This is a genomic window from Wolbachia endosymbiont of Litomosoides brasiliensis, from assembly GCF_013366805.1.
In the GTDB taxonomy this organism is placed as follows: Bacteria; Pseudomonadota; Alphaproteobacteria; order Rickettsiales; family Anaplasmataceae; genus Wolbachia.
Map to the genome: position 1 here is coordinate 1 of NZ_WQMO01000020.1, position 13,876 is coordinate 13,876.

The 13,876-nt window shown below is 34.9% G+C and carries 11 protein-coding genes and 1 pseudogene; 6 read left to right on the plus strand and 6 right to left on the minus strand.

Annotation, left to right across the window (positions count from 1 at the left end; all coding sequences use genetic code 11):
- Window positions 1-195 precede the first annotated feature (195 nt).
- Window positions 196-753, plus strand: coding sequence for a phosphoribosylglycinamide formyltransferase (gene purN / locus GO684_RS04220; protein ID WP_175939205.1), 558 nt, complete (start codon window positions 196-198; stop codon window positions 751-753).
- Between the two features lie 265 nt (window positions 754-1,018).
- Here purN and GO684_RS04225 read toward each other — a convergent pair.
- Window positions 1,019-1,966: pseudogene (locus GO684_RS04225) on the minus strand (IS630 family transposase).
- A gap of 210 nt (window positions 1,967-2,176) precedes the next feature.
- Here GO684_RS04225 and GO684_RS06065 point away from each other — a divergent pair.
- Complete coding sequence (locus GO684_RS06065) at window positions 2,177-2,302, plus strand: hypothetical protein (protein ID WP_410543314.1); 126 nt, start codon at window positions 2,177-2,179, stop codon at window positions 2,300-2,302.
- A 60-nt stretch (window positions 2,303-2,362) separates the two neighbouring features.
- Here the strand turns inward: GO684_RS06065 and GO684_RS04235 are convergent, their stop codons facing one another.
- Window positions 2,363-5,020, minus strand: a complete 2,658-nt coding sequence (locus tag GO684_RS04235) for a 2-oxoglutarate dehydrogenase E1 component (RefSeq protein WP_175939193.1) — start codon at window positions 5,018-5,020, stop codon at window positions 2,363-2,365.
- 1,658 nt (window positions 5,021-6,678) lie between these two features.
- On the opposite strand from GO684_RS04235, the gene GO684_RS06070 reads away from it, so the two are divergent.
- Window positions 6,679-6,876, plus strand: a complete 198-nt coding sequence (locus GO684_RS06070; RefSeq protein ID WP_410543313.1) for a hypothetical protein — start codon at window positions 6,679-6,681, stop codon at window positions 6,874-6,876.
- 660 nt (window positions 6,877-7,536) lie between these two features.
- Here GO684_RS06070 and ribD read toward each other — a convergent pair.
- Together ribD and GO684_RS04250 are read right to left on the minus strand one after the other, a co-directional pair.
- Window positions 7,537-8,673: a bifunctional diaminohydroxyphosphoribosylaminopyrimidine deaminase/5-amino-6-(5-phosphoribosylamino)uracil reductase RibD gene (ribD, locus tag GO684_RS04245; RefSeq protein ID WP_175939195.1), complete on the minus strand. Its 1,137-nt coding sequence runs from the start codon at window positions 8,671-8,673 to the stop codon at window positions 7,537-7,539.
- Window positions 8,673-9,872, minus strand: a complete 1,200-nt coding sequence (locus GO684_RS04250; protein ID WP_175939197.1) for a deoxyguanosinetriphosphate triphosphohydrolase — start codon at window positions 9,870-9,872, stop codon at window positions 8,673-8,675. The genes ribD and GO684_RS04250 overlap by 1 nt, the downstream gene beginning before the upstream one ends.
- Window positions 9,873-9,921: 49 nt before the next feature.
- On the opposite strand from GO684_RS04250, the gene GO684_RS04255 reads away from it, so the two are divergent.
- Together GO684_RS04255 and GO684_RS04260 are read left to right on the plus strand one after the other, a co-directional pair.
- Window positions 9,922-10,380 carry a HesB/IscA family protein gene (locus GO684_RS04255; protein ID WP_175939209.1) on the plus strand — a complete coding sequence of 153 codons (459 nt, stop codon included), beginning with the start codon at window positions 9,922-9,924 and terminating at the stop codon, window positions 10,378-10,380.
- Between the two features lie 39 nt (window positions 10,381-10,419).
- Window positions 10,420-11,094 carry an ABC transporter ATP-binding protein gene (locus GO684_RS04260; protein ID WP_175939210.1) on the plus strand — a complete coding sequence of 225 codons (675 nt, stop codon included), beginning with the start codon at window positions 10,420-10,422 and terminating at the stop codon, window positions 11,092-11,094.
- A gap of 11 nt (window positions 11,095-11,105) precedes the next feature.
- Here the strand turns inward: GO684_RS04260 and GO684_RS04265 are convergent, their stop codons facing one another.
- Both GO684_RS04265 and GO684_RS04270 read right to left on the minus strand, forming a co-directional pair.
- On the minus strand, window positions 11,106-11,279 hold the full coding sequence (locus GO684_RS04265; protein ID WP_175939199.1) for a type IV secretion system protein VirB7: 174 nt from the start codon (window positions 11,277-11,279) through the stop codon (window positions 11,106-11,108).
- A gap of 18 nt (window positions 11,280-11,297) precedes the next feature.
- Window positions 11,298-11,996, minus strand: coding sequence for an alpha/beta hydrolase (locus tag GO684_RS04270; protein WP_175939201.1), 699 nt, complete (start codon window positions 11,994-11,996; stop codon window positions 11,298-11,300).
- 135 nt (window positions 11,997-12,131) lie between these two features.
- Here GO684_RS04270 and GO684_RS04275 point away from each other — a divergent pair, with 135 nt between their 5' ends.
- The gene (locus GO684_RS04275; protein WP_175939203.1) at window positions 12,132-13,298 is read left to right on the plus strand and encodes a cysteine desulfurase family protein; all 1,167 of its coding nucleotides are present in this window, start codon (window positions 12,132-12,134) and stop codon (window positions 13,296-13,298) included.
- The last annotated feature ends 578 nt before the right edge of the window (window positions 13,299-13,876 follow it).

The window sequence follows — 13,876 nt, forward strand, 5'->3', positions numbered from 1 at the left end:
TTTTGATTTTAACGCCATTTAAACCTTTGTTATTTTACTTGCTTCAGCATGACTTCTTTTCCATTATTATCTATCCGTTCCTTCTATAGTGGAATTGGTATAAGCAGGTTATTTCTTCACTATAAAATAAGTTTTCCTTCCGAACTGCTCTGCTAATATTAATTCTCACACTAGACTCTAAATTAACTGCAAATGATGAAAAAGATAAAACTAGGAATATTAATTTCAGATAGGGGATCAAACATGCAAGCATTGATGAAAGCATGTCAAGATTACAGCTTTCCTGCAGAAATGGCATGTGTTATCTCAAATAATAATAAAGCTACTGGTCTAAAAGTAGCAGAGCAGGCAGGAATGCCAACGTTTGTTGTTGAAAACAAACCACTTGACGTTAACAAAATTCATGAAATACTCGTTCAATATGAGGCAAACTTGGTTTGCCTTGCAGGATTTATGAGAATTCTCAAAGCTGACTTTCTTAGTAAATGGCATGGCAAAGTTATAAATGTTCATCCCTCTTTACTTCCTTCTTTTAAGGGCCTAAATGCTCAGGAGCAAGCACTAAAAGCAGGTGTAAAAATTACGGGTTGTACTGTACATTACGTTACTCCTGAAGTTGATGCTGGAACTATAATTGCGCAAGCTGCTGTACCAGTATTACCAAATGATAATATTCATAGCCTCTCAGAACGCATCTTAGCTGAAGAGCATAAGTGTTACGTAGAAGCAGTAAGGCTAATAGCTACCAAGTAACAAACTAGAGAGGCCGTGAAAGCATCGCTGTCTTTTCCTTTAGAGACCGCATTTTCACTTAAAAAAAGGTATGATAAACCTAAGAATTGCATTTAGTATTTTCCTTTTTGTTATCTTTGCTTGGTGCTTCAACAACTTTACCTTTTTTATTAACTGTATTACTGTTAACTTGTTTCTTATTACCTTCTTTCAGCATTCCTTTTAAAAGCTGAACCTCTTATCGTTTTTCTTTGTCTTCCTTATACTAATTCTCATTGTTAGTGGACTAATAAATGACATTACAGAGTTGTTTAATTGCGAAGTGAAAAGAGAGGAATAAACTTGTACAAAGCGCTCTCAAGTAAAGCAATTGTATCATAAACTTTATTACGAAAATGTTCTGTTTTATACACAACCAAAGTCTCTCAATAGGATTGAGCTCAGGTAAGTATGGTGCTAATATATAACCTCAATATTTTTAGATACCTTCAAATTTTTTGACTTATTCCAACTAGCAAAACCCATAATAAAAAAGGCTTCTCGCGTCCTTAAACATTGTGATATCTGTTCAAGAAATATATTTATACGATTAGTGTTGACATTCGGTGCAAATAAGCTATAACTCCCTCCATTTCTAGGATTAACTGCACTGTAGGGATAAAAATTTTTGTCCACCTAATTTTGCTTCAACCCGTATTCTAACGCCTTTTTTAAACTACTTGTCCAACTTCCGAAATGTGCCAAACTGCAATTCATCAAAAAAAATAACTCTTGTTCAGGATGCTTATACCAATTCTCATTAAGTTTTTTAAAATTCTTCCTGTCTACCTTTATCTTGTGTTCATTGTAAATTGGCCTTAGCGTAATATATGAAAACTTTATTTTTTTGCATATTACAGTGTATTATAGACTTATTGATATCTAAGCCAAATTTTCCCTGGATTACTATTCTCATTTTTTTAATGGCAATATTATGGTTTCCTTGTATCTATACTTCTTTTTTATAGCGTTGAGGGAGCAAACAATTTTACTCCTTTTCCAAATTTTAGGTACTTTATCCATGCAGTTGGTACTGTTCTTGAAATGCAGCATATTTTTACTACGGCTGTTATATTGTGCTTTTTTGCTACAATTACAGCATTTATTTTTTTTGCAACATATACGTTATTTTGCACTTTCCTCAACACTTCTTTTGCCTATTCCACAACTTTTTATCCAAAAATTTTGATTTCAAACGCTATTTAAACCTCGCTATTTTACTTACTTCAGTAAGGCTTCTTTACTGATTGTACGAATATATTTCTTGAACAAATGTTGCAATTTTAAGAATATGAGAAGCCTTTCTTATCATGGATTGTGCTAGTTAGTACAAGCTAAAAAGTTTAAAGATACTAAAAATATCGAAATTATATACTTACCACCATACTCACCTGAGCTTAATTCTATTGAGAGACTTTGGTTGTATACAAAACAGAACATTTTGCGTAATAAAGTCTATAATAGAATAGCCTCGCTTGAGAGCACTTTGTACAAATTTATTACCTCTCTTTCTCACTCCGCAATTAAATAACTCTGCAATATCACTTATCTGACCTACTGACAATTAGAATTGGCATAAGCACTTGTGAGGCTACTTAATAACTTGCCTTAAAATCTTCTCTTGTTGCTGAGCATGAACATCAGCATAACCACATGCAGGGGACGCAGAAGCAGGTCTTGCGATGCACTTAAGTCTTTTCGCTTGAATATTGAGGCTAGGCAATACCTCCTCTATTAATGGATTGACAAAAAACCACCCTCCCATATTTTTTGGTTCTTCCTGACACCATATAATTTCAGCGTTCTTATACTTTTCAAGCTCAATACTTAGCTTATCAGCAGGAAATGGATAGAACTGTTCCAACCGTATCACTGCTATATCATTTATCTTTTGTACTTCACATACCTTAATTATGTCGTAATAAACCTTACCACTGCATATTACAACTTTACGCACTTTATCATCCGAAACTAAATTCTTCCTATATTCTTGAATTACCATAAGAAATCCTCCTTTAAAGTCAGATAAGCTAGAAACTGCTCTTTTATGACGCAATAGCGATTTAGGTGTAAATACTATCAAAGGTTTACGAAAGTCTCGATGAACTTGTCGGCGTAAAACATGAAAGTAATTCGCCGGAGTAGAGCAATTAACTATTTGCATGTTATCTTCCGCACAGAGTTGCAAAAACCTTTCTATGCGCGCAGAGCTATGCTCAGGCCCTTGACCTTCATAGCCATGAGGCAACAATAAGACCAAACCACTTGATCGCAACCACTTTGTTTCTGCAGATGCAATAAACTGGTCGATCATAATTTGCGCACCATTTGCAAAATCACCAAACTGTCCTTCCCAAAGCACTAGTGAATATGGAGAATCAAGGCTATATCCATACTCAAAGCCCATTACAGCATACTCTGATAAAGTGCTATCTATAATTTCAAAGTGAGCTTGTCCTTTATTTATATTGTTTAGTGGAACAAAAGCTTCTTCTGTCACCTGATCAATAAGCCTTGAATGGCGGTGTGAGAAAGTGCCTCGACTGGAGTCCTGTCCTGAAAGACGCACACCTATTCCCTCTGTGAGCAGAGATGCAAATGCAAGACTCTCAGCCGTTGCCCAGTCTATATTGTTACCGGAATTTATATTCTCTATTCTTCCATCAAATATTTTTCTAACTTTATTATTAATATTAAAACCACTTGGAATATTGCTATTTATGAGTACACCTAGCTTTTTTAGCTCACTTTGTGAGACACCAGAATCTGTATGATATTCGTTCAGATTGTTCAACCTTGCCCTTCTTAATTTTGACCACACTCCATCAAACCAGTCAGCTTTTTTTGGAGCATAAGCCACTGATTCAGCAAGGCTTTTATCCAATCTTGCCCTAAACTCATTGCGTAATTTATTTACTTCATTATCACTTAATACTTTATCTGCAGTCAACTTCTCTTCATATAGCGTTCCTGGAGTTTTATGCTCTGATATTGTTTTATACATGAGCGGCTGAGTAAAATTAGGCTCATCGCCTTCATTGTGGCCATATTTGCGATAGCATACTATATCAATCACCACGTCTTTCTTAAATTTTTGCCTATATTCCATCGCCAGACCTGCAACAAAATTTACAGCTTCAGGACTATCTCCGCTTACGTGAAACACTGGAGCCTCTATAGATTTAGTTACATCAGTGCAATAAGAAGATGACCGTGCACAGCATGGATTAGCAGTAAAACCAACTTGGTTATTAATGACAACGTGTATAATACCATCTACTTTATACCCTTCAATATTGCTTAAGGTCAGGGTTTCGCTAACCACCCCTTGACCAATAAAAGCCGCATCACCATGAATTGATATTCCAAGCACAGATCTTATCTTTTGTTTTGCTCTTACTCTCCCAGCTAGAACTGGATTGACCGCTTCAAGGTGAGATGGATTAGGGCACAAACTTAAATGTATTGTCTTGCCGTTAGCAAGTGTTCGATTAGAAGAATAACCAAGGTGATATTTAACATCGCCAGATACTTCAAGATTGCTTGGATACGCAAGATTGCCTTGGAATTCAGATAGCATTGCTGCATATTCTTTTCCCATAACCTTGGTTAGAACGTTAAGCCGTCCACGGTGAGCCATACCAAGAACTATTTCCTCAATACCAAAAGTCGTGGAATCACTAATAATTCTCTCAATTGCAACAATAGCTGATTCCCCACCCTCAATAGAAAAACGCTTATATCCAGGAAATTTCATATGGAGAAATTGTTCGAATACTTCAGACTCTATTAAGTGTCTAAGCATTTCCTTTTTATCTTGCGAGCTCAACGCATAGGTTTGATTTTCAATCTTTTCCTGCAGCCACATTCTCTCTTCATAAGACGAGATATGCATAAATTCAAAACCGATGTCTTTGCAGTAAATATCTCTATAGATTCCAGGATCATGTGCTGGAGAGAGATCCGAATATTTCTGATAATCTATTTCTTTATTCACATTTGGTAACAATGGATTAAAATCTGCAAAAAAATGACCGTAAGATCTAAAAAAATTTGCCACTGAATCATTCATCTTAGCTACATGCTGCACACTGCAAGGTTCTGCTTTATTAACTTCTAAATCGCTTGAAAAAATTCTATACCAATCCTCCCCGATTAACTTATCGCCCCGCAGATAACGGTTATACATGTCTTCTACAAATTCTGCATTATCACCATAAAAGCAGGAGTTATTTCTCAAATCTGACATAATCACTATAATTTTAAGGTACCAAATACTTATAAGTATAACTTAAGTTTTTTAAAAAAGAACTTTTTTGATACCTTTGATACCCGTGAATTAAGTCAGTACATTGCCGACTCTTTAAGGTTATTTTCAACATTTAGCCTAACATTATTTACTAATCTTTCAGTAACAACTTCAGCAAATTTGGGAGAAGGTTCCTTTATTTTTGCGAAAAATGCAGTCTGCATGGCCTTTTTAATGAAGAAATACGTGGCAAGTGCTTGCTGTCGGTATATAACAATATCATGAAAGAGCTATACTAAACAAAGTAGTAGAAGCGACCACTAAGCAACAATAAGCGAGCCCAGTTTGGCTGATGACATAGCGCCTATCAACACCATATTCAGCTATCAACTTTTTAACTTTGTCATTGCTGATGTACGGCAAAATAAGTACCCCAATGCAATTTGTTACCCCACTATTAGCAAAATATGAAGTGAGTTCTATGAATCTCCTTCGTAGTAACTTTTTGCAGAAGAATCGTCTGCATTAAGATCTACACCATACTTCAAAAATAATGCTAAGTTTCTTTCTTTTTCACATTCATACTCACTACAATGTAGTATTTCATATAGCGGAGTACTATCAAATATATTCTGTATATTAGGATTAGCCCTATATTCTTAAAAGCGATTCTGCAACTTCATAGAACTTATCATGTGCACTGCATCTAATGGATGCAAGACCATATACTTATATTAGATTAGAGTCAGCACTGCACTCTAAAAGTAATTTTAGGATGTTACCACATGTGACAACTTCAGAATAACATAATAGAAGTATACTCAAGAAATATTTTTACGTTAGAGTTAGCACTATTCTCTAAGAACAGGCCCACAAGATCAATATTGTACGAATTGATAGCAGCACCCAACGGCAAGTGACCTTGTACACGCATTTCATTAATGCAATCATCAAATTTTTTATCTTTACTACTCTTGAATTTGGAAAAGAGCTTACTAAGAAATTCTGTACTTTGATTAAAGAGAGCCGTATGCAAGCAAAATTTTAAATCCTCGATAGAGCTAACTCTAGCTAATACCAATTCTCATTGTCAGCAGGTTAAATAAGTAACATTGCAGAGTTATTTAATTGCAGAGTAAAAATAGAGAGGTAATAAATTTGCACAAAGCGCTCTCAAGCAAAGCAATTATATCATAGACTTTATTATGCAAAATGTTCTGTTTTATATAGAACTAAAGTCTCTCAATAGATAGAGAGCTCAGCTAAGTATAGTGGTAGGTATATAATCTACATATTTTTAGGCATCTTTAAACTTTTTGACTTATACCAACTAGCATTATCCATGATAAGAAAGGCTTCTCGGTTCTTATACTAATTCCTACTACACAAGGAATGGATAGACAATAATGGAAAAGAAGCATGCTGAAGTAAATAAAATAGCAGGGTTAAATGGCATTGAAATTATTGGATGAAAAAAGCCATGGAACCAGCAAAAGAAATGCTGAAGGAAATATAAAATAACGCATATGTTACAAAAAAACTAAATGCTACAAGTGCAGCAAGAAAGCACAGTATAACAGCGTAGCAAAAATATATTGCATTTTAGGAACAGCATAATTTTATGAATACAAGAAAATCCTAATATCACCATTAAAGAAATGAAAATAAGAACCCAGGAAAAATTTGGCTTGAATATCAGCAAGTTTACAATACACCGTAATATTCAAAAAATGAAGTTTTCGCATACTATGCCAAGAACAATTCACAATAAACAAGATATAAGGTGGGTAGGAAGAGTTAAAAAAAACTTAACGAGACTATTGGTAAGTGTTCTGAAAAAAGTTGCTTATCTTTGATGAATTGCGGTTTAGCACGCATTTGAAAGTTGAACATGGAGGTTTAAAAAGGGCGTTAGAATACAGGTTAAAGTAAAATTAGGCAGACAAAATTTTTATCTCTATAATGCAAATAACCCTAGAAATAGGGAGAGTTCTAGCTTATTTGTACCTAATGTCAACACTGATTGTATGAATATATTTCTTGAACAAACGTTGCAATATTTAAAAACACAAAAAGCCTTTTTTATCATGGATTGTACTAGTTAGCATAAGTCAAAACATTCAAAGACACCTAAAATACGAAGATTATATACCTTACTCAGCTGAGCTCTCTCCTATTGAGAGACTTTAGTTATATATAAAACAGAACATTTTGCATAATAAAGTCTATGATATAATTGCTTTGCTTGAGAGTGCTTTGTGCAAATTTATTACCTCTCTTTCTCACTCTGCAATTAAACAACTCTGCAATATCGCTTTTATTTGACCTACTAATTACTAATAGTGAGGATTAGTATAACAAATGCACTGGACGCAAAAGCTGATACGACTTACGTCGACGAAAAGATTGAAGTTATACAAACAAAACTAGATAACTTAACCACAGTTTCAGTTAAAAATCAACAACTCACTACTAGATAGATTTTCTATCTATTTCTTTTATTCAGCATATAAAAACTACTGTAATTTATCCCAAACTTCAACTATATCCTCATCAAAGTCTACCACCTCCACTTTCTTAAATTGGTAGCAGTTATTAATGGACTGAATTCCCAAATTTCCTATAAAAGGAGTGGCGTCATTGCCTAGAACTTTACCACTACGGCAGATTATCAACCTGTCAATTAAATTATACTTTAATAGCTCTGTGATTAATATTCCTCCACCTTCAACTAGCAACCTTGTTATACCAATTTCTGAAACAAGTTTTAATGCCATATCTTTTAGGCAGATTTTATCTGCACTATATTCCTCTTGATTCGATGTCATCTCAGCATGTGACGCTGAAATAGGTTTGTCATTTGAGTTAACTATCAAATAGTTAGCATTTTTTATTTTTTTCTCTACTTCTTTATTTGTTATTACCCAAGTTGTTACTTTGTCTGCAGTCCTTGCAATATTATGCTTTTCCTTTAATCTTTCCTGGCTATCTACGATTAGTCTTATTGGCGATCTATTTTCAAGTCTTGGTAATCTGCACGTTAAGATCGGATCATCATTAATAAGAGTATTACTGCCAATCATAATCGCGTCATATTTTGCCCTGAGCTCATGTACCCAGTTTCTTGTGTTTTCGCTTGTTATCCATTTGCTATCACCTGTAAATGTTGCAATTTTTCCATCAAGAGTTGTTGCAATTTTGCAAACTATAAATGGTCTGTGTAATTTCCTAGCGGTGAAAAAGCCGGCATTCAGTTTTTCCGCTTCCTCTTGCATAATCCCTTGTTTTACTACAATTCCCATCTCTTCTAAAGCTTTAACACCACCACCTGAAACTCTTTTATCAGGGTCAATCGCTGCAATCACTACCCTTTTTATTCCTGATCTTATGATTTCCGCAGTGCAGGGCCCTGTAACTCCATAATGGCAGCATGGCTCAAGAGTAACATACATAGTTGCACCATGAATTGAACCTTTAATACTTTGCAAAGCGGCCACTTCTGCATGTGGGCGCCCACCGATTCCTGTATAGCCACTACCAACCACCACCCCATCTTTTACAATGACACACCCGACAGCAGGGTTTGGCGCAACATTCCCCAGAGTTTTTTCTGCAAGCTTTAATGCAATTGACATAAAATAGTTGTCAATCATTAGAAAGAAGTCATTTCATATGAGGTATCAAAAATTCTTCTATGCTCGTGTATAGCAAATCTATCTGTCATGCCCGAGATATAGTCACATATTACTACTGAACGCTGGAATTGATGAGCAAGCTTGCTCCACTCTGCAGGCAATAACCATGGATTTTCATAAAAACAGTGAAAAAGCTCCTTTACTATACGTTTTGCTTTGTTCATTGTTCTATTAAGTTTGTAACTTCTGTATATTTTCTCCATGTTAAATTTCTTTATTTCTTTTGTAGCATTTGCAATTTCTGGTGAAAATGTGACTAGCATTTTATCTAGACCTCTTACGTCTTCTACACTTTTTATTTTGTAATCTTCAATATTTTTTTCTGTCTGGGAAACAACATCACTTATCATAATTCCTATAATCCTACTCAATGACTCATGTATAAGTTTGCTCTGAGGTAATTCTAAATACCCACTTTTTATGTCTTTAAACGTTCTTCCAATTAAAGGAACATTAAACAAGTCTTCAATAATTACTAAATTCGCTCTCAATGCATCATCAAGGTCATGAACGCTATAAGCAATATCATCGGCAATTGAGGCAACTTGTGCTTCAATGCTTGAAAACTCTTCAAGTTTTAGATTATATTTTTCATTATATTCTAGCAATAGCTGATTATTTGTATAAGATACTGCATTTTGACCAAGCAAGGGGCCATTATGCTTTGCAACTCCTTCAACTACTTCCCAACTTAAATTCATGCCATCAAAGTCAGCATGTTTTTGTTCAAGATAAGTTAGAATCCTTATAGCCTGAACATTATGGTCAAATTCATATTTCTCGTTATCAAGATTCAGATCTTGAATTGCCCTCTTTAGAGCATTTTCGCCTGTATGGCCAAATGGAGAGTGACCAAGATCGTGTGCGAGTGCTATGCATTCAGTAATATCCTCATCTAAACCAAGTCTACGTGCGATAGATCTTGCAATTTGTGCAACTTCAAGGCTATGGGTAAGCCGAGTACGATAGTAGTCATGTTCATAATTAATGAAAACTTGTGTTTTGTACTCCAATTTTCTAAACGCATTAGAATGAACAATGCGATCTCTATCACGCTGAAAACAGCTGCGGTTTTCATCTTCTTTCTCTTTAAAGTATCTTCCTCTTGTTTTATTTGGGAAGCACGCGTAACTTAATAGAAAATTATTGTTTGACATGTAAAATTTCTACTATAATAAGTTATAAAAATAATAAATGGTGATGACTATGTCAATAGATTACAATATTAACTTAACTGACAGCGCATTAAAGAAAATTCACTCTCTTGTGGAGCAGGAAAAGGATAAGAGTTCTATTTTGCGAGTCGCAGTTTCAGGCGGTGGATGCTCTGGCTTCAAATACAATTTCCTCATGGACCAAATAAATAAAAACCTATCCTTGAGTGAAGATGATGAAGATGATGAAGATGATGAATTTGATGACGAAGGTGATGATTATGAAGAAAGCGAGGACTATAGAGGCCACCCTAGCTTTAGTAGAAGAAGCAAAGATATAGTAATTAATGACAAGGATGGAAACCCTGTGTTAATGGTAGATAATTGTTCGGCAAAGTTTTTAAATAATTCAATTATAGATTACACTGAAGATTTAAGTGGTTCTAGTTTTCAAGTAAAGAATGCTCTTGCTAAGTCTCAGTGTGGATGTGGTAATAGCTTCTCAGTTTAATTAATTACCAGAGTTTAGGTGCCTCTTGAGTTTTTTAATATGGGTGATAATATAGCACTAAAGCTAACTTCTATAAGTAAGAGCTTCAAAAGAAATTCTGCTATTATAAAAGGTATCAACTTAAGTATTGCAAAAGGACAAGTAGTTGCATTAATTGGCAGTTCTGGTTCGGGAAAAACAACTATATTGCAAGTCGCAGGTTTATTAGATAAGCCAACTTCAGGGGTAGTTACAATAGATGGAGTAAACTGCACACAAGCCAGTAATAAGCTCAAAACCCACATGAGGAGGAGTTTTCTCAGCTTTATTTATCAATTTCACTACTTGTTACAAGAGTTATCAGTATTGGAGAATGTTATTCTTCCTCAACTAATTGCAAGAAAAGGCAAAGCTGAAGCAATAAAAAATGCGCAAGTAGTGTTAGAGAAATTTGGTCTGGAAAACAAAGCAAGTAGTATGATATCTGAGATTTCTGGCGGAGAAAGGCAAAGAGTTGCAATTGCAAGAAGCATTGTGAATTCTCCAAAACTTTTACTTGCAGATGAACCTACAGGAAATTTGGATCCAACAAATTCTTTAAATGTGTTTTTACTATTGTATTCGTACGTAAAGGAAAATAACAGCTCTATGCTTATAGTAACACACAACCATCTTCTTGCAGAAAAGGCAGATTATATTTTGCAATTAGAAGATGGATTGTTAGTAAAATTATAAATAGGTAGAATCTATTTAGCTACTAACTTGTACTTACCTAGCCAGTGATTATTGACAGAATATAATTTACACGAAGTGCTTTCTTCATTGCCTTTTATACATGGACTTTTTAATTTGCGTGGCTTAGGACAGCCCCCTTGTAGTGCAAGGGTAACTAAAACACATAATAATAATTTCTTAAACATGATTAAACCTTTTTCTAATTAAGCACACTCTTTTACTCTCATCTCTTTTCTAACCTTTTGAGAAGAGATAGCTGCACTATTCAAGCGCAATCTTACATAATTGTCTATAATTTTAGTTACTTCTTCTTCTTTGTCTCTCAAGAAGTGGTTAGTGTCATCTATAATGCGGTACTCCATGTGACCGCTCTTTACTGAGTTTATCAGCCTTCTTGCTAATTCCGTTACATCACTTTCTTCTGAAAGTGTGTCATTACTACTTTGTATGATAAGCCCAGGAACTGGACATGGAGAGAGAAAAGAGAAATCATATTTTGTTGCTGGAAGGGAAAGAGCAATAAAACCTACTATCTCAGGTCTACGCATTGTCAGTTGCATAGCTACCCATGCTCCAAAAGAAAAACCAACAATCCAAATTGGAACGTTACTAGGATTATGTTCTTGAAGCCAATCAATAGCTATTGCAGCATCAGTTAATTCCCCTATACCCTTATCGAAGGTTCCGGTAGACTTTCCAACACCGCGGAAGTTAATTTTCAATGCAGAAAAATTATTATCTATAAAAGATGTGTATATACTATGTATCATTTTACTATCCATACTGCCCCCATATTGAGGGTGGTGGTGTAAAATTAACACAACTGGTGCGTTGATTTCTTTGCTCTGGTGATACTCACCTTCTATCTTTTTTGTTGCGTTATTCAAAAAAACTTCTACCATGGCAGTTCCTAAATGAAGACCGGTTAACAGATATATAAATTGTGCATGTGTTAATTATGTATTAATTTTACTGTTCTTGCAACAAGCTTTTTATCGTGTTAAAGCTAATATATTAGTTAATAGCAGGTTAATTAAGTGACAAATGAACCTTTCAATCCATTTTCTTTAGAAAAAAGTAGTGATTACATATACGCTGACTATAATGCAACTTTTCCAGTTAGCGATGATGTAAAAAAGAGTATACTTGAAGTCCTATCAAGACAGGTTCTTAATCCTTCATCATTACATAAAAAGGGACAAGAAGCAAGAAGGATTCTTCAGGATGCAAGGGGTAATGTTCGTAGTGCTATTAGCGTTCCAAGTAATAAAGAAATAATTTTTACGTCTGGTGCAACTGAAACAAATAGTCTTGTTATGAGAGGGATAGTGGGCTTTCAACATGTGATTTCAGCTGTAGAACATCCCTCAATTCTTAATTCTGCGTGCAATCCACATATAATACCCGTTAATCAGGAAGGCATTGTCGATCTTTTGGCGCTAGAAAGAATTCTAAGTGAACTTAAAGGGAACAGAGTGATAGTTTCAGTTACAATGGCCAATAACGAAACTGGAGTTGTTCAACCCGTTAAGGAAATAGCTGAAATAGCACATAAATTCGAAGCAATCTATCACACTGACGCTGCTCAAAGTGTTGGGAAAATCAAGGTTAATGTGGAAGATTTAGGGATGGATTTACTAACTTTATCTGCCCACAAATTTGGTGGTATAGCGGGTAGCGGGGTTTTAATATTCAATAAAGACCTCGTGATAGAACCTATCATAGTAGGTGGTGGACAAGAAAAAGGATTGCGTGGTGGCACGGAAAATATTGTTGCAATTGCAGGTCTTTCAGCTGCATTGCAAGGCATTCAAAATCTCTTATCAAAGATGGACGAAATAAAGAAGCTGCGTGATCAATTGGAGTATGAGTTACTGAATCTTGCCAGTGGTACCAAAATCTTTGGCAAAAACTCTAAAAGGCTGCCAAACACGAGCCTCATTTATATGCCGGGAGTGACAAGTGATGTGCAGCTCATGCATTTTGACTTAAATAACATTGCGGTCAGTAATGGCTCTGCGTGTTCTTCTGGAAAGGTTGAGCCTTCTCATGTTTTGCTTGCAATGGGGGCAACAAGAGAACAAGCAGAGTGTTCAATCAGAGTCAGTATAGGTCCACAAACCAAGCCACGAGACATAAGAAAAATAGTGGATTGTTGGTATAATATTTACACGAAGAATACCCTAGGTACAAAAACTACTTGACAAACCTTGCTAGCTCCTTTAAATCGTTAGAACTGAACATATTCAATTATCTTTAATCTGTGCAGATTAAATGACGAGTTATCACATAGTTGGCGTTTTATGTTCAATTTTTTGCACTATACGTACCTTATGTCTTAACAATACTTCTAACCTTTCACTTAATATAAACTAAAACACGCTTGTAGAGCGCTTTAGTATGTAAATTTAAAGACTAGAGAGCAAGTAACTCCTACCGCGAAGTTTTCTTGCCTTTTTTCTGTCTAATAAAAATTTTCAAACATTTGTGATTAAAGGTTAGTTGTAATGAAAGGCAGCTGAGTTGCAGTTATTAAGTATTCAAAACATAAAAACTCTAATGTCTTTAAATAGATATTAACTATGGCCTTTTTTCATTTGATAATTTCTTAACGCTTAAGCAAAAATTGGTCGTAATTATGAAGCTAATACCAATTCCCACTGTTAATAGATCAAACAAGCGACATTGCAGAGTGAGAAAGAGAGAATAAATTTGCAAAAAGCGCTCTTAAGCAAAGCAATTTTATTATAGACTTTAATTACGCAAAATGTTCTGTTTATAT